This is a genomic window from Sphingoaurantiacus capsulatus, from assembly GCF_042648405.1.
Classification (GTDB): Bacteria; Pseudomonadota; Alphaproteobacteria; order Sphingomonadales; family Sphingomonadaceae; genus Sphingoaurantiacus; species Sphingoaurantiacus capsulatus.
This window is the reverse complement of the sequence record NZ_JBHRXV010000011.1, coordinates 187013-203229: the sequence shown is the minus strand read 5'-3', so window position 1 is coordinate 203229 and position 16217 is coordinate 187013. Positions and strand designations below refer to the sequence as shown.

The window sequence follows — 16217 nt, the reverse complement described above, 5'->3', positions numbered from 1 at the left end:
GAGATCCTGACTTTCGTCAGGATGACGGGTGCGGCAGTGCGAGGCGACTAATCGCGGACGCTGCCGCGGCGGTGCTCACCCTTCACCCAGCGCACGGTGCCCGAGGAGGCGCGCATCACCACCGAGTCGGTGGTGATCGTGCCGTCGCGCCGGCGCTTGACGCCGTCGAGCAGCGAGCCGTCGGTGACGCCGGTCGCCGCGAAGATCACGTCGCCCTTCGCCAGCTCGTTGAGGTGATAGACGCGGTCGAGATCCTCGATGCCCCAGCGGCGGGCGCGGCCGCGCTCGTCGTCGTTGCGGAACAGCAGCCGGCCCTGGAACTGGCCGCCAACGCAGCGCAGCGCCGCCGCCGCGAGCACACCCTCCGGCGCACCGCCCGAGCCCATGTACATGTCGATGGTGGTGTCGGGGTTGGTCACCGCGATCACGCCCGCGACGTCGCCGTCGGGGATGAGGACGACGCCGCAGCCGAGCGAACGCAGCTCGCGGATGATCGCCTCATGGCGCGGACGGTCGAGCACGCAGGCGATGATCTCGTCGGGCGCGACGCCCTTCGCCTTCGCCAGCGACTGGACATTCTCGGTCACCGACTTGTTGAGGTCGATGGTGCCTTCCGGATAGCCCGGCCCGATCGCCAGCTTGTCCATGTAGACGTCGGGCGCGTTGAGCAGCCCGCCCTGCTCGGCGATCGCCAGCACGGCCAGCGCGTTGGGGCCGGCCTTCGCGGTGATGGTGGTGCCTTCCAGCGGATCGAGCGCGATGTCGATCTTCGGGCCGGTGCCCTGCGCGCTGCCGACCTTCTCGCCGATATACAGCATCGGCGCCTCGTCGCGCTCGCCCTCGCCGATGACGACGGTGCCGTCGAACGCGAGCTGGTTGAGCGCGTCGCGCATGCCCTCGACGGCGGCGGCATCGGCCGCCTTCTCGTCGCCGCGGCCGATCAGCTTCGACGCCGAGATCGCGGCGCATTCGGTGACGCGCACCATCTCGAGCACCAGAACGCGATCGAGAGTCTTGCTGGCTTGAACCATGAAATTCCCCACTTCGGATTTGGGGAGCCCCGTAGCCGCCCGCTCGTCAGAAGTCGAGAATATGCATCATCATCGGCTGGCCGATAACGCTGTCCGACGCGCTCATCCGGCCAAGCGCCGCGCGCACCGCCCGCTCCGGCCCCTCATGCGTCACCATCACGACATAGACACCGCCGTTCGCCGCGGTGCCGCGCTGGATCAGGCTTTCGATCGACACTGATTCGTCACGCAGCGCCGCCGTCAGCTCGGCGAGCACGCCGGGCCGGTCGGCGACGGTGAGGCGGAGGTAATAGCGCCCGACATGGTCGCCCTGCGGCGCCGCCGGCAGCGCGCCGAGCTTTGACGCCGGCATCGCGAACGCCGGGCCGAACTCGCCGCGCGCCACGTCGATCAGGTCGGCGACGACGGCGCTCGCCGTCGGCCCCTCACCCGCGCCGCGGCCCTGGAAGAACAGCCGGCCGACGAAATTGCCCTCGGCGACGACGGCGTTCAGCGAGCCGTCGACATGCGCCAGCGGGTGGCCGAGCGGCACGAGGCACGGGTGGACACGCTGGAACAGCCCGCCCGCCTCCTGCCGCGCGAGGCCCACCAATTTGATCCGGAAACCGAGCGTCGCGGCATGCTGGATGTCGGCGATGTCGACCTCGCGGATGCCCTGCGTCGCCACCGCGCCGAAATCGGGCCGCGCGCCGAACGACAGGCTGGCGAGGATGGCGAGCTTGTGCGCCGCGTCGATGCCGTCGATGTCGAAGCTCGGGTCGGCCTCGGCGTACCCCAGCCGCTGCGCCTCGGCGAGCACCTCGGCGAAGGGCGAGCCGTCCTGCTCCATCGAGGTCAGGATGTAATTGCAGGTGCCGTTGAGGATGCCGTAGACCTGCGCCAGCTCATTGGCCGCAGCACCCTCGCGCAGGCCTTTGATGACCGGAATGCCGCCCGCGACCGCCGCCTCGTATTTGAGCGCCGATCCTGCGCTCTCGGCGCGCTCCGCGAGCTCCAGCCCATGATGCGCCAGCATCGCCTTGTTGGCGGTGACCAGCGACTTGCCGCAATCGAAGGTCGCCCGCGCCAAGGTCAACGCCGGGCCGTCCGCGCCGCCGATCAACTCGACGACGACATCGACATCGTCCCGGTGGCAAAGCTGCGTCGCGTCATCGACCCACTCGAACCGCGTGGTATCGACGCCGCGATCCCGATGCCGGTCGCGCGCCGACACCGCCACCACCTCGATCCCCCGATTGGCGCGGCGCTCGACCAGCGCCCGGTTGGTGTCGAGCAGCTTGACGACGCCCGCGCCGACATTGCCCAAGCCGGCCAAGCCGACGCGAAGGGGTTTGGTCATGCTCATAGCCCCTCTCCCTGGAGGGGAGAGGGGTTGGGGAGAGGGTGGTGGGGGGTGAGCGCATGGCTCACCATCGACATCGCTCCCTCGAAGTTCGTCAGAAACTCGTTGTTCCAGAAGCGCATCACGCGATAGCCCTGTGATTGAAGAAAGTGGGTACGGGCAGCATCATAAAGTCGCTGTTCTGCGTGCTGGCTGCCGTCGAGTTCCACGATCAGGCGCCCCGCCGGGCAGGCGAAATCGACGATGTAGCGGCCGATCGGAACCTGGCGGCGAAATTTCCAGCCGTTCAGCCGACCGGCGCGTACCGCGCCCCAAAATTTGCGCTCGGCGTCGGTCGCCTCGTGGCGAAGCGAGCGGGCGCGGTGCGTGTGACCGGCGGGAGCGCGATGGCGGATACCACCCTCTCCCCAACCCCTCTCCCCTCCAGGGAGAGGGGCTTCGTCCGCCCCTTCGTTCACCCACTCACCGCTTTCGTCATCGCCGGCGTGTTCACCCCCATCGACTGGAGGTAGCGCTTGATGTTGCGCGCCGCCTGCCGAATGCGGTGCTCGTTCTCGACGAGCGCGATGCGGACATAGCCCTCGCCTTCCTCACCGAAGCCGACGCCCGGCGCCACCGCGACCTGTGCGTGGGTGAGCAGCTGCTTGGAAAATTCCAGCGCGCCGAGGTGCTTCAGCGCCGGCGGGATCGGTGCCCAGGCGAACATCGAGGCGCGGGGGCTCGGCACGTCCCAGCCGGCGCGGGCGAAGCTTTCGACCAGCACGTCGCGGCGGCGCTTGTAGAGCTGGCGCACCTCCTCGATGCACTCCTGCGGGCCATTGAGCGCGGCGACCGCCGCCGCCTGGATCGGCGTGAAGGCGCCATAGTCGAGGTAGGACTTCACGCGGGTCAGCGCCGAGATCAGCTGCTTGTTGCCGACCGCAAAGCCGATGCGCCAGCCGGCCATCGAATAGGTCTTCGACATCGAGGTGAACTCGATGGCGACGTCCTTGGCGCCCGGCACCTGCAGGATCGAGGGCGTCGGCACGCCGTCGAAGAAGATCTCCGCATAGGCGAGGTCGGAAAGCACCCAGATGTTGTGCTCCTTCGCGAACGCCACGACCTTTTCATAGAAATCGAGGTCGACGACCTCGGCGGTCGGGTTCGACGGATAGCCCATCACGAGGCACGTCGGCTTCGGCACCGAATATTTCACCGCCCGCTCGAGCTTCTCGAAGAAGTCCGGGCCGGGTGCCGCCGGGATCGAGCGGATCACAGCGCCGGCGATGATGAAGCCGAAGGTGTGGATCGGGTAGCTCGGGTTCGGCGCCAGAATGACGTCGCCCGGCGCGGTGATCGCCTGCGCGAGGTTGGCGAGCCCCTCCTTCGAGCCGAGCGTCACCACGATCTCGCTCTCGGGATCAAGCGTGACGTTGAAGCGGCGCTGATAATAAGCGGCCTTGGCCTTCCGCAGGCCCGGAATACCCTTCGACGCCGAATAGCCGTGTGCGTCGGGCTTCGCGGCCACCTCGGCCAGCTTCGCCACGACGTGCGCGGGCGGCGGCGTGTCGGGGTTGCCCATGCCAAGGTCGATGATATCCTCGCCGCGCGCTCGTGCTGCTGCCTTCATCGCGTTCACCTCGGCGAACACGTAAGGCGGCAGACGGCGGACGCGGTAGAATTCCTCGGACATGGGGTTGTAACTTTCTTTCACGCATGGGGCCTTCAAAGCCGCAGGTGTTATAAGCAGCCCAAAACGAAAAAGGCGAGGCCCTGATGAGCGAAACCGCGTCCTCCGACGCCGCGATCGAGCAGTTCCAGCGCTGGACGCACCTGATGGGGCGCGCGCAACAGGCGATGCTCGAATTCTGGACGCGGCAGGACGGCGGCTCGGGCGGCAACCCCGACCCGTTGGGGATGTTCAACACCTGGACGGCGATGGCGAATGCCGCCGCCGCCAATCCGGCCAAGCTGTTCGAGGCGCAGACCGCGCTCTGGCAGGACAGCGTCAAGCTCTGGTCGGCCTTCCTCAGCGGCAAACCCGAGGAGAGCCCTGTGGCGGCTGCCAAGGACAAGCGCTTTGCCAGCCCGGCGTGGCGCGAGAACCCGGCCTTCGAGTTCATGCGCCAATCCTATCTGCTGAGCGCGCAGCACGTCATGGAGAGCGTCGGTGCGCTCGAAGGTCTCGGCGAGCATGACCGCGCCAAGGCGATGTTCCTGACCAAGCAGTTCGTCGACGCGATGAGCCCCTCGAATTTCGCGCTGACCAACCCCGATGTGCTGAGCGCGACGGTCGAAACGCAGGGCGAGAACCTCATGAAGGGTCTTGAGAACCTGCTGCAAGACCTTGAAAACGGCCGGATGCGCATGGTCGACGAGGACGCGTTCGAGGTCGGCCGCAACGTCGCGGTGACGCCCGGCAAGGTCGTGTTCGAGAACCGGATGTTCCAGCTCATCCAGTACGCGCCGACCACCGAGACGGTGTTCGAGACGCCGCTGGTGATCTTCCCGCCGTGGATCAACAAATTCTACATCCTCGACCTCACCGCGGAGAAAAGCTTCATCCGCTGGGCGGTCGAACAGGGGCTTACCGTGTTCGTCGTCTCCTGGGCCAACCCCAACGAGAACCACGCCGACGTGGTGCTCGACACCTATGTGACCGAGGGCATCCTCACCGCGATCGACAAGGTGATCGAGGCGACCGGCGCGCCGTCGGTCAACACCATCGGCTATTGCGTCGCCGGCACCACGCTGGCCGCGACCCTCGCCTATTTGGCGGCGACGAAACAGGCGGCGAAGGTAAACAGCGTCACCTTCTTCACCGCCCAGGTCGATTTCTCGAACGCCGGCGAGCTCAACATCTTCGTCGACGATGAGCAGCTCGCCAACATCGAGGCGCTGTCGAAGGACAAGGGCTATCTCGACGGTCGCCACATGGCGACGACGTTCAACTTGCTGCGGTCGAACGACCTGATCTGGAACTATGTCGTCAACAACTACATGATGGGGAAGGATTATCTCCCCTTCGACCTGCTCTACTGGAACTCGGACGCGACCAACGTGCCGTGCAAGTGGCACCAGTCCTATCTTCGCGACCTCTACCGCGACAACAAGCTGGTCCAGCCCGGCGGCGTCAGCATCGCCGGCGTGCCGATCGACCTGACCAAGGTGAAGACGCCCGCCTATATCCAGGCGGGCAAGGAAGACCATATCGCCCCGGCGAAATCGGTGTTCGAGATCACCCACCATTTCAAGGGCCCGATGCGCTTCGTCCTCGCCGGCTCGGGACATATCGCCGGCGTGGTCAACCCGCCGTCTCAGGGCAAATACCAGCACTGGGTGAGCGACGCCGCGACGGTGCCGCCGACGCTCGACGAGTTCGTCGCGTCCGCGAAGGAAGTGAAAGGCAGCTGGTGGCCCGACTGGATCGCCTGGCTCGCCCCGCGCTCGGGCGACAAGGTGCCGGCGCGGGTGCCCGGCAAGGGCAAGCTCAAGGCGATCGAGGACGCGCCGGGGCGTTATGTGAAGGTTAGAATCTAGCCCCACCCCTATCCGTCATACCGGCGAAAGCCGGTATCCAGACCAACGCTCGACTGGATACCGGCTTTCGCCGGTATGACGCAGTGGGTGTGGTGACGGCGGCTACTTCTCCGACCGCTTCAACAGCTCGATCAGATCGGCCTTCCAGAATTTCGCCCACGTATGCGTGCCGTGCCCCTTGGTCTCCGGCGTACCCTCGATCAGCCGATAGGTACCATTCGGCAACCGCTTGGCCGCCGGCTCAGCAATGCCCAGTCCCGGCGGGTTGATGAAATCGTCCGACGAATTGATCCACGCCACCGGCATGGTCATCTTCTCCAGCCCCTTCGACGGGTCATAGTTCCGCGACGAATTGATCTGATAGATCAGGTCGTTGGCGTCGCGGCTTGCGTTGTCACGTTCAATCCGCCCCTCAAGCGACTTGTCGACCGCCTCGCGCGTCGGCAGCTGCTTGGCGAGCGCCAGCGGGTTGCCGCCGACGATCGCCAGCAAGGTAGCCGCGGTACGCATCCCCTGCGCCGGCGGCGCGGTGTAGTTGCCGCCGTTCCACGCCGGATCGGCCTTGATCGCGTCCATCGCGAGCTTGCGCCACATGCGGTTCTGCCCGGCGATCGGCGCCGGCAGGCAGGCCATCGGCATCATCGCCTGCACGAAGCCGGGGTTGGCCTCGCCCCAGACGAAGCCGTGCATGCAGCCCATCGAGGTGCCCATCAGCAGGCGCAGCTTCTTCACGCCGAGCCCGTCGACCAGCAGCCGCCGCTGCGCCTCGACCATGTCGTCATAGTCGTAGGACGGGAAGCGCATCTTCAGCCCGTCGCTCGGCTTCGACGAGGCGCCGTGGCCGATATTGTCGGGGAGAATGACGTAGGTCTTGGCGAGGTCGAGCGGCTGGCCGGGGCCGTAGAGCTCGTCGGCGAACTGCGGTTGCAGGAACTGCCGCCCCGAGCCGCTGGTGCCGTGCAGCACCATCACCGCATTGACGATATTCCCCGCCGCGTCGCGCTTCGGCGTGCCGAGCGTCAGATAATGCATCTTCAGTTCGGGCAAGGTCTCGCCCGAGCGGAATTTGAAGTCGCGAACGACGAAGTCGCCGTCCTTCGCCAGCGCCGCATAACGCGACGGAGCCACCGCCGGCGTCGCCGCAATCGGCGCGGTCTGCGCCAGCGCGGCGCCGCTCCCGGCCGCCAGAGTTGCAGCGAGAAGCAGCGCACGAAGCATGGTCAAACCCCCGTCAGCGAAAGATCAGCGCGGTCGCATGCCCGGCATGGTCGGCGGGAACGGACGGCCACCGCCGCCCGGCCGGTCGCGGCGCGGCAGCTGCGCCTGATAGGCGACAGCGCAATGCTCGCCGCAATAGGGGAAGCTCGGCTGGGCCGGCTTGCCGCAGAAATGGAAATCGGCGTCGCCCGGATGGCCGATCGGCCATTTGCAGATCTTGTCGCTGAGATCGAGGAGGCTGGTCTTGCCACCCGCGCCGGTCGTGGTGGCGACGACGCGCGGTGCGGCAGGCGCTGCCGGCTTCGGGCGCGGCGCTTCGACCGGGCTCGGCGCAGCAGCAGCGCTGGCCGCCGGAGCTGCCGGTGCGGCAGCCGGCGTCGGGCGCGGCGCGGCGGGCGCCGCCTCGGCGGCCGAGCTCTCGCCGCTCTTCACCGGCGACGGGCGCGCCTTGAGGCCAAGGCGGTGCGCCTTGCCGATGACGGCGTTGCGGCTGATGCCGCCCGCCAGCTTCTCGGCGATCTGGCTGGCGGTCAGCCCCTTCTCCCAGAGTTGCTTCAGCTGGTCGATGCGTTCGTCGGTCCACGACATGAGCGATAATCCTGTTCGTTCTGGCGGCCCGCCCCCTCGCGCTTGCGACACGAAAAGCGACCGTCTAAGCCCACAACCATGATTGACGGGAATGCCAAGGCGCCACAGGCCGGACGAGCCGAACCGGGGGTTATGGTCATCCCCTTCGTCAACTGGCGGGGTCTGGCGACGCTGTATCTGAAGGAAGTGCGCCGTTTCTTCAAGGTGCAGCTTCAGACGGTGTGGGCGCCGGCGATCACCACGCTCCTCTTCCTGGCCATCTTTACCGTGGCATTGGGACGCGGCGGCCGGACGGTGATGGGCGGCATTCCGTTCAACGATTTCCTCGCCCCCGGCCTCATCGTCATGGGGATGATCCAGAACGCCTTCGCCAACTCGTCGTCGTCGATCCTGATCGGCAAGATCCAGGGCACGATTATCGACTCGCTGATGCCGCCGCTCTCCTCGGGCGAGCTGCTGATCTCCTATGTCGCCGGCGCGCTGACCCGCGGCTGGCTCGTCGGTATCGCGGTGTGGATGTTCATGCTCGCCTGGCCCGACGTCCACGTCGCCATCCGCCACCCGCTCGCCATCCTCTATTATGGCTCGATGGGCGCGATCATGCTGGGGCTGCTCGGCGTGCTGACCGGCATCTGGGCGGAAAAGTTTGACCATGCCGCCGCGGTCACCAACTTCGTCGTTCAGCCGCTGTCGTTGCTCTCGGGCACCTTCTACACCGTCGACCGGCTGTCGGGCCCGTGGCAGGCGATCAGCCACGCCAACCCCTTCTTCTACATCATCGACGGCTTCCGCTACGGCTTCATCGGCGTGTCAGACGGCCCGCTGCTGCCCGGCGCGCTGCTGCTGCTCGCGATCAACATCCTGCTGTGGGCGCTCTGCTACACCGCGCTCCGCAAGGGGTGGAAGCTGAAGGCCTAGCCACTTCGCTTGTGCGTGGTTTGCGGATGCCGCTTCAGATAGGCGGCGAAATTTTCGGCTACGGCTTCGAAAAGGCGCGGCGGCACCAGCCCATAGTCGCATTCGGTCGAACCCGGCCGGGCCTCGAGGTCGAACGGCCAGTCATCCTCGACCGCGTAACTGGTGTAGATGTACGATTTTTCCCGCGTCAGCCCGAGATGCTGCGCGACCCGAACCGGCACGTCGATCGTCTCCTCGCCTTTGCGCGGCGGCGTGTGCGAGATCGGCAGGTAGGTAACGCGCTTGACCGGGCGGCTGCCCGCATCGCGCTCGACGATCTCCTCGACATCGACGATCAGGCAGGGCCGGCTCTTGGCGGCATCGGGCGGCGCCGCTCGGCCAGCGCCGGCCCAGACGAAACCATAATGAACGACGCGGCCGATTTCGGGCGGCGGCAGACGCATCTGGTCAGTCCATCAACGCATCGAGGTCCGCGTGCGCGGCATCCATCCGGTTGCCGGCAATCCGTTCCAGCTTGGCGGCGGCCATTTCGTCACGATGAGCGGCGAGCTTCCGGTTGATGCGAAGCACGGCATAGTCTTCGACCGACATCACGATGAGTTCGGGCCGCCCATGGTAGGTAACCTCGACCGGGGCACGACGTGCTTCCGCCCTGACTTCGCCGCTACGCTTCTGAAGCTGTTCGCCCGTGACCGTCCGCATAATGACTCCATTCTCCTCAATATACGTAGTTTATATATATCTATGCGCCGGACGGACAAGCCATGATTGACTCAGCAGCCTAACGGCGCAAAAGGGCGAATCTGGAACCAGGCGGCCGGCACGGCCGCCTTTTTCCGTTCTTGGCGAAGGAGCCCAAGCGATGACGATTTCCGCCCTCATGCCCGTCTACGGCCGCTGCGAAGTCGAGCCGGTGCGCGGCGAAGGCGCCTATCTGTTCGACGCGGACGGCAGGAAATATCTCGATTTCGCCGCCGGCATCGCGGTCAACGTGCTCGGCCACGGCCATCCGCACCTGACCGAGGCGATCCAGCGCCAGGCGGCGACGCTGATGCACACGTCGAACCTCTACGGCTCGCCGCAGCAGCGCCACCTCGCCGAGCGGCTGGTCGAGCTGACCTTCGCCGACACGGTGTTCTTCGCCAACTCCGGCGCCGAAGCCGTCGAGTGCGCGATCAAGACCTGCCGCCGCTATCAATTCGCCAAGGGCAATCCGGGGAAGCACCGGATCATCACCTTCCAGAACGCCTTCCACGGCCGCACCCTCGGCGCCATCTCGGCGACCGACCAGGAGAAATTGCGCTCGGGCTTCGAGCCCCTCCTCCCCGGTTTCACCGCGGTGCCGCACGGCGACATCGAGGCGGTGAAGGCGGCGATCGGCCCCGATGCCGCCGGCATCATGATCGAGCCGGTGCAGGGCGAAGGTGGCCTCCGCCCCGCGACGCCGGAATTCATGCAGCAGCTGCGCGCGCTCTGCGACGAGCATGACCTGCTGCTGATCCTCGACGAGGTGCAGACCGGCGTCGGCCGTACCGGCACGCTGTTCGCCTATGAGCAGCTGGGCGTCACCCCCGACATCATGGCGGTGGCGAAGGCGATCGGCGGCGGCTTCCCGGTCGGCGCCTGCCTCGCGACCGAGGCCGCGGCGGCCGGCATGGTGATCGGCACCCACGGCTCGACCTACGGCGGCAACCCGCTGGCGATGGCCGCCTGCGAGGCGGTGCTCGACGTCGTCGCGACGCCGGAATTCCTCGCCGAGGTCCGCGCCACCAGCGAGCGGCTGCGCGGCGCGCTCGAGCAGATGATCCCCAACCACGACGATCTGTTCGATCATGTCCGCGGCATGGGGCTCATGCTCGGCCTGAAGCTGAAGTCGGACAGCCGCGCCTTCGTCAATCATGCGCGCTCGTTCGGCATCCTCACCGCCGCGGCCGGCGACAACATCGTCCGCCTGCTGCCGCCGCTCAACATCGACGAGAGCCATATCCGCGAGTGCGTGGAGAAGCTTTCGGAAGCGGCGCGGGCGTTCAAGCCCGCCGAAGCGGCCTGACATGACCAGGCATTTCCTCGACCTCGCGACCGCCGGCCGCGAGGGGCTCCGGGCCATTCTCGATGAGGCGCACCGCCGCAAGGCCGCGCGCGTCGGCAAGCCCAAGGGCCTGCCCGATCTCGACGCGCCGCTCCACGGCCATGTGCTGGCGGCGATCTTCGAGAAGCCGTCGACGCGCACCCGCGTGTCGTTCGACATCGGCATGCGCCAATTGGGCGGCTCGGCGATGGTGCTGTCGCCCAACGACATGCAGCTCGGCCGCGGCGAGACGATCGCCGACACCGCGCGCGTGCTGTCGCGCTATGTCGACGCGATCATGCTGCGCTGCTCGGCGCACGCCACCGTCGAGGAGCTGGCGCGCTACGCCGCGGTGCCGGTGATCAACGGCCTCACCGACCTGTCGCACCCCTGCCAGATCATGGCGGACATCATGACCGTCGAGGAACGGCTGGGCCGCCCGGTCGAGGGCACCCGCTGGGCGTGGCTCGGCGACGGCAACAATGTGCTGCATTCGATCATCGAGGCGGGCTCGCTGCTCGGCTTCGAGGTGCGCGCTGCGACGCCGCAGAATTACGAGCCCGATGCCGGCATCGTCGCCTGCGCGCAGGCTCGCGGCGGCCATCTCGACATGCTGCGTGACGCCAAGGCGGCCGTCGAAGGCGCCGACGTGGTGGTCACCGACACTTGGGTGTCGATGGGCCAGGACGGCGGCGCCGAGAAGATCAAGGCGATGATGCCCTATCAGGTCACGCCCGAGCTGATGGCGCGCGCCGCGCCCGAGGCGGTGTTCCTCCACTGCCTGCCCGCCCACCGCAACGAGGAAGTGCTCGACGCGGTGATGGACAGCCCGCAGTCGGCGGTGTGGGACGAGGCGGAGAACCGTCTGCACGCGCAGAAGGCGATCCTGCTCTGGTGCCTCGGCAAGCTCGGTTGACCGGGGGCCTGAGGCTTCCCATCTGGGGTCATGAACCGGGGGCCGGCTTTTCGCGCCCCCTCCCCATCGAGAGTTTCTGACCATGCAGACCGACCGCCAGCCGGCGGACGCTCCCGCGCCCGCCACCGACAGCGTCCTGGGCTTCACCGTGCCCGGGCGGAACGCGCGCGGTCGCCTCGTGCGCCTCGGCGCCACGCTCGACAAGATCCTGAAGGCGCACGCCTACCCCGAACCGCTTGGCCGGCTGCTGGCCGAGGCGCTGGTGCTGACCGCGCTGGTCGGCTCGACCCTGCGCGCCGACGAGGGTCAGATGACGATGCAGGCCCAGTCAAAGGGCGGCCCGGTCGACCTGCTGGTCTGCGACTATCGCGGCGGCGAGCTGCGCGGCTATCTGCGCTTCGACCCGTCGCGCATTGACGAGGTCGGCCCGCAGGCCAGCCTGCCGACGATCTTCGGCGAGGGCTATCTGGCGATCACGCTCGACCAGACCGTCACCCAGGAACGCTACCAGGGCATCGTGCCGCTGGAGGGCGACACCTTGAGCCATGCCGTCGAGAACTACTTCGACAGCTCGGAGCAGATTCCGACCCTGCTGCGCGTCGGCGTCGCGCGCGTTCCTGAGGGCCGCTGGCGCGCCGGCGGGCTGCTCGTCCAGCACCTCCCCGCGGGCGAGGTCGGCCGCGCGCGCCTGCACGTCGAGCGCATGCACCCCGATTGGGAGCATGTCGCGGCGCTCGCCGGCTCGACCAGCGAAGGCGAGCTCGTCGACGAGGCGCTGCCGCTCGACGCGCTGCTGTGGCGGCTGTTCCACGAAGAGGAGACGCGCGTCACGCCGCCCGTCGCCCTGGGCAACGGCTGCCGCTGCTCGGCCGACTATATCAAGGGCGTGCTGTCGCGCTTTTCCGAGGAAGAGCTGGCCGACATGCGCGAGGCGGACGGCAAGGTGAAGGTCGACTGCGCCTTCTGCGCGACCATCTTTGCGATCGACGTTTGAGCGACTGCCGCGTTTTTGGCATGATTGACCCCTATATGAAGGGTCGCCCCCTTTTCGGCTCGGAGTATTGACCGTGCGACGCAAGCTTCTTCTGACCCTGATCCCGCTCGGCCTGCTGGCCGCCGCAGCGCCGGCGCCCTCGCTGAAGCTGTTCGGCAGCGGCTTCGAGGCCGGCCAGTGGAAGATGACCCCGCTCGACTCGGATGCGCAGGCGCGCGACCCGAACGGTGCGGCGCAGTGCTTCGCCAGCCCCGAGGCGCTGATCCACGCCGGCAACAGCAGCGCCGGTGGCGCCGACTGCGGCTACACGGTGGTCGAAGACGGCGACGATCGCGCGACGGTGACCTATTCCTGCAAGGGCAAGGGCAACGGCCGCACCACGATCCGCCGCGAGGGCACCGGCTATCTGGTGTTCGCGCAGGGTATCGACGGCCGCGAGCCCTACGAGATGCGCAGCCGCTACGAGCGCACGGGCGCCTGCGCCAGCTGAAAGCTACGCCTGCGCGAGCTAACTAGAAGTTAGTTAAGGCGGTCCATACCGCGCGGGCCGTCCAGCGAAAAGGCGGGAATGGCGATATCGAAGCCGTTCCCGTCGGCGTCGATCATCTGATAGCTGCCGCGCATGATGCCGGACGGCGTCGTCAGCGGGCATCCCGAGACATAGTCGTAGGACCGCCCCGGCTCGATGATCGGCTGCTCGCCGATCACGCCCGGCCCCTGCACTTCCTCGACCTGCCCGCGCCCGTCGGTGATGATCCAGTGGCGGCTGATCAGCTGCACCGTGCCGTCGGCGCCATTCTCCAGCCGGATATGGTAGGCCCAGACCCAGCGCCCGGCCATCGGGTCCGACTGGTCGGGCAGGTAGGACGGCGCCACGCGCACGGTCACGCCGCGCGTCGTCGCCGCATAGGGAAACAGCACTTTCACAGGCCGACCGCGCGCAGCGCCTGGTCAAGATCGTCGATCAGGTCGGCGGGGTCTTCGAGGCCGACCGACAGCCGCAGCATCCCCTCGGTAATCCCCATCTCCTCGCGCGCCTCGGCGGTGACGCTGGCATGCGTCGTCGAGGCCGGATGCGTCATCAGCGAACGGGAGTCGCCGACATTGTTCGAGATGTCGATGAGCTGCAGCGCGTCGAGCAGGGCATGCGCCTGTGGACGCCCGCCATCGACGAACAGCGCGAGAATGGTGCCGCCGCCGGTCATCTGCTTCATCGCCAGCGCGTGCTGCGGGTGGCTCTCCAGCCCCGGATAGAGCAGGCGCGGCAGCCGCGTTTCGAGGAAGCGCGCCACTTCGGTCGCATTGTCATTCTGCCGGCGGACGCGCAGGTCGAGCGTCTCGAGGCTCTTCAGCACCACCCAGGCGTTGAACGGCGACAGGTTCGGCCCGGTATGGCGCGTGAACGCCAGCAGCGTGTCGTTCATCCACTGCTCGCTGCCGAGCACGGCACCGGCGAGCACGCGCCCCTGCCCGTCCATCAGCTTGGTCGCCGAGTAAGCGACGACATCGGCGCCGAATTCCAGCGGCCGCTGCAGCACCGGCGAGGCGAAGGCATTGTCGACGATGGCAAGTGCGCCCGCGTCGTGCGCCAGGTCGCACACCGCCTGCATGTCGATGATATCGAGCGTCGGGTTGGCCGGCGTCTCGAAGAAAAACGCCTTGGTATTGGGCTTGCGCGCCTTCGCCCAGGCATCGAGGTCGCCGCCGTCGACGACGGTGGTCTCGACCCCGAAGCGTGGCAGAATGGAGTCGACCAGCACCCGGCACGATCCGAACGCCGCCCGGCCCGCCACCAGATGGTCGCCCGCCGACAGGGTCGACATCAGCGCCGCCGTCATCGCCGCCATGCCCGTCGCCTGCGCGCGGCATGCCTCGGCGCCTTCCAAGAGGCACAGCCGCTCCTCGAGCATCTGCACCGTCGGGTTCTGCAGCCGCGAATAGGTCATGCCCGGCCGCTCGCCGCGGAACCGCGCCGCGGCTTCCTCCGCCTCGTCGTAGCAATAGCCCGAGGTTAGGAAGATCGCTTCGGAGGTCTCGCCGAAGTCCGACCGCGCGGTGCCGCCGCGCACCGCCTGCGTGGCGGGCCGCCAGTGGCGGGTGATCGATCGGTCTTGTCCGGTGCTGCGCTTCATAGGCGCCCCTCCTGCCGTGGCGACGGGCCGAGGTCAACGAAGCGCAGCTTTCACTTCCGATAGTCGAGCGGCGGCGAGCGGTCGCCGATCAGCGGCTTGTACTTGAAGCCCTTGCCGCGCCGCTCGTCGAACTCGGCACGGGCGGCGGCGATGATCTCGGGATTGCTGAACAATTCCGCGCCGGTCAGCGCCATCGCCTTGGCGGCAACCACCGCACCCTTGGTGCCGATGCCCGTGCCAGCGGCGGCCACCGCTTGCCATGAATGGGCCGGTGTTCCAGGTACATAGGTGGCGACGTTGAGACCGACGGTCGGCACCACCCAGCTGACGTCGCCGACATCGGTCGAGCCGCCGCCGGGGCCGCCCGAGCTATAGGCGGGAATCTTGGAGGCGTTCTCCAGCGGCTTGGCGCCGTCGCCCAATGTCTTCGACAGTTCGCGCGCGAACGCCGTCTCCTGCGCGGTCCATGCCGGCGTGCCGGCCTTGCGCAGGTTGGTGTCCATCAGCCGGCCCAGCGTGTCGTTGGGCAGCAGCGCGAACACGCCGTTCATCAGCTCGAACTCGACCTGCGTCTCGGTGGCGATGGCGATGCCGTCGGCGACCTTGCGCACGCGCGCCAACACCTCGCGCACCACCTCGGGGTCCTTGTGGCGGACGTAGTAATAGGATTCGGCGAAGTCGGGGACGACGTTGGGCGCCGAGCCGCCGTTGGTGACGATGTTGTGGATGCGCACCCCGTCGGGGATGTGCTCGCGCATGAACTGGACGGCGACGTCCATGATCTCCAGCGCATCGAGCGCCGAGCGGCCCTTGTCGGGCGATCCCGCCGCATGCGCCGCGACGCCGCGGAAACGGAACTTGCCGCTGATGTTCGCCATCGCGAAATCCTGCGCGGCGCTGTTGGTATCGTCGGGATGCCAGTGGATCACCGCGCCGACATCGTCGAACAGCCCGGCGCGCGACATATAGACCTTGGCGCCACCGCCCTCCTCCGCCGGGGTGCCGTAGAGGCGAAGCTCGCCCGCGACCTTGTTGGCCTGCATCCACGACTTGATCGCGATGGCCGCCCCCACCGATGCCGCGCCGAACAGATTATGGCCGCAGCCATGCCCCGCGCCGCCCGCCGTCACCGGCTTGCGGCCGGGTTCGGCGGCCTGCGACAGGCCCGGCAGCGCATCGAACTCGGCGAGCATGCCGACCACCGGCCCTTTGCCGTTGCTGAACGTCGCCACGAAGGCGGTCGGCATGCCAGCGACATTCGCCTTCACCTCGAAGCCGGCATCCTTCAGCTGCTTCTGGAGCAACGCGCTGCTCTTCGATTCCTGATAGCCCACCTCGGCGAACCGCCAGATGTCGAGCGCCGCCGACTGGATCGCCGGCGCGCGCTGGTCGACGGCAGCGATGATCTGCGCGCTGCCCGCCTCACCGAGCGGCACGGCATGGACGGCGACGGGGCTGCTCAGCAGCGCGGCGATCAGCAGCTTACGCATT

17 protein-coding genes are annotated in these 16217 nt (G+C 67.6%); 6 read left to right on the top strand and 11 right to left on the bottom strand.

The features are described from left to right. Window positions 1–47: 47 nt before the first annotated feature. Genes glpX through ACFOMD_RS13130 form a run of 4 tightly spaced genes read right to left on the bottom strand, consistent with a single transcriptional unit; the run spans window position 48 to window position 4045 of the window. The gene (gene glpX, locus ACFOMD_RS13145) at window positions 48–1031 is read right to left on the bottom strand and encodes a class II fructose-bisphosphatase (protein WP_380862099.1); all 984 of its coding nucleotides are present in this window, start codon (window positions 1029–1031) and stop codon (window positions 48–50) included. A 46-nt stretch (window positions 1032–1077) separates the two neighbouring features. Next, on the bottom strand, window positions 1078–2370 hold the full coding sequence (locus tag ACFOMD_RS13140) for a homoserine dehydrogenase (RefSeq protein WP_380862097.1): 1293 nt from the start codon (window positions 2368–2370) through the stop codon (window positions 1078–1080). A gap of 2 nt (window positions 2371–2372) precedes the next feature. Next, entirely contained in the window at window positions 2373–2831 is a 459-nt protein-coding gene (locus ACFOMD_RS13135; protein WP_380862094.1) for an endonuclease domain-containing protein, read from the bottom strand. After that, window positions 2828–4045 carry an LL-diaminopimelate aminotransferase gene (locus ACFOMD_RS13130; RefSeq protein ID WP_380862092.1) on the bottom strand — a complete coding sequence of 406 codons (1218 nt, stop codon included), beginning with the start codon at window positions 4043–4045 and terminating at the stop codon, window positions 2828–2830. Before ACFOMD_RS13130 ends, ACFOMD_RS13135 begins: the two co-directional genes overlap by 4 nt. Window positions 4046–4128: 83 nt before the next feature. Between ACFOMD_RS13130 and ACFOMD_RS13125 the strand changes: the two genes are divergently transcribed. Next, a complete protein-coding gene (locus ACFOMD_RS13125) occupies window positions 4129–5892 on the top strand; it encodes a PHA/PHB synthase family protein (RefSeq protein ID WP_380862090.1) in 1764 nt (587 codons plus the stop codon). Window positions 5893–5994: 102 nt separating this feature from the next. Here ACFOMD_RS13125 and ACFOMD_RS13120 read toward each other — a convergent pair whose 3' ends face one another. Next, the gene (locus ACFOMD_RS13120; RefSeq protein WP_380862088.1) at window positions 5995–7110 is read right to left on the bottom strand and encodes an alpha/beta fold hydrolase; all 1116 of its coding nucleotides are present in this window, start codon (window positions 7108–7110) and stop codon (window positions 5995–5997) included. A 24-nt stretch (window positions 7111–7134) separates the two neighbouring features. Continuing rightward, window positions 7135–7698 carry a GcrA family cell cycle regulator gene (locus ACFOMD_RS13115; protein WP_380862086.1) on the bottom strand — a complete coding sequence of 188 codons (564 nt, stop codon included), beginning with the start codon at window positions 7696–7698 and terminating at the stop codon, window positions 7135–7137. Window positions 7699–7830: 132 nt separating this feature from the next. On the opposite strand from ACFOMD_RS13115, the gene ACFOMD_RS13110 reads away from it, so the two are divergent. Beyond that, window positions 7831–8616 carry an ABC transporter permease gene (locus ACFOMD_RS13110; RefSeq protein ID WP_380862084.1) on the top strand — a complete coding sequence of 262 codons (786 nt, stop codon included), beginning with the start codon at window positions 7831–7833 and terminating at the stop codon, window positions 8614–8616. Here ACFOMD_RS13110 and ACFOMD_RS13105 read toward each other — a convergent pair. Both ACFOMD_RS13105 and ACFOMD_RS13100 read right to left on the bottom strand, forming a co-directional pair. Continuing rightward, window positions 8613–9059: a hypothetical protein gene (locus ACFOMD_RS13105; RefSeq protein WP_380862082.1), complete on the bottom strand. Its 447-nt coding sequence runs from the start codon at window positions 9057–9059 to the stop codon at window positions 8613–8615. The genes ACFOMD_RS13110 and ACFOMD_RS13105 overlap by 4 nt on opposite strands. A 4-nt stretch (window positions 9060–9063) precedes the next feature. Then, window positions 9064–9318, bottom strand: coding sequence for a type II toxin-antitoxin system prevent-host-death family antitoxin (locus tag ACFOMD_RS13100; protein ID WP_380862080.1), 255 nt, complete (start codon window positions 9316–9318; stop codon window positions 9064–9066). A gap of 160 nt (window positions 9319–9478) precedes the next feature. Between ACFOMD_RS13100 and ACFOMD_RS13095 the strand changes: the two genes are divergently transcribed. From ACFOMD_RS13095 to ACFOMD_RS13080, 4 genes are all read left to right on the top strand, one after another. After that, complete coding sequence (locus tag ACFOMD_RS13095) at window positions 9479–10666, top strand: aspartate aminotransferase family protein (RefSeq protein WP_380862078.1); 1188 nt, start codon at window positions 9479–9481, stop codon at window positions 10664–10666. Between the two features lies 1 nt (window position 10667). Continuing rightward, entirely contained in the window at window positions 10668–11600 is a 933-nt protein-coding gene (gene argF / locus ACFOMD_RS13090; protein WP_380862076.1) for an ornithine carbamoyltransferase, read from the top strand. 82 nt (window positions 11601–11682) lie between these two features. Then, the gene (locus ACFOMD_RS13085) at window positions 11683–12594 is read left to right on the top strand and encodes an Hsp33 family molecular chaperone HslO (protein WP_380862074.1); all 912 of its coding nucleotides are present in this window, start codon (window positions 11683–11685) and stop codon (window positions 12592–12594) included. Window positions 12595–12667: 73 nt separating this feature from the next. Beyond that, complete coding sequence (locus tag ACFOMD_RS13080) at window positions 12668–13084, top strand: DUF3617 domain-containing protein (RefSeq protein ID WP_380862072.1); 417 nt, start codon at window positions 12668–12670, stop codon at window positions 13082–13084. A 29-nt stretch (window positions 13085–13113) separates the two neighbouring features. Here the strand turns inward: ACFOMD_RS13080 and apaG are convergent, their stop codons facing one another. From apaG to ACFOMD_RS13065, 3 genes are read right to left on the bottom strand one after another with little or no spacing between them, the layout of a single operon-like run. Next, a complete protein-coding gene (gene apaG, locus ACFOMD_RS13075; RefSeq protein ID WP_380862070.1) occupies window positions 13114–13521 on the bottom strand; it encodes a Co2+/Mg2+ efflux protein ApaG in 408 nt (135 codons plus the stop codon). After that, complete coding sequence (metZ, locus tag ACFOMD_RS13070) at window positions 13518–14726, bottom strand: O-succinylhomoserine sulfhydrylase (RefSeq protein ID WP_380862068.1); 1209 nt, start codon at window positions 14724–14726, stop codon at window positions 13518–13520. The genes apaG and metZ overlap by 4 nt, the downstream gene beginning before the upstream one ends. A gap of 50 nt (window positions 14727–14776) precedes the next feature. Continuing rightward, a complete protein-coding gene (locus ACFOMD_RS13065; protein WP_380862066.1) occupies window positions 14777–16216 on the bottom strand; it encodes an amidohydrolase in 1440 nt (479 codons plus the stop codon). Window position 16217 lies beyond the last annotated feature (1 nt).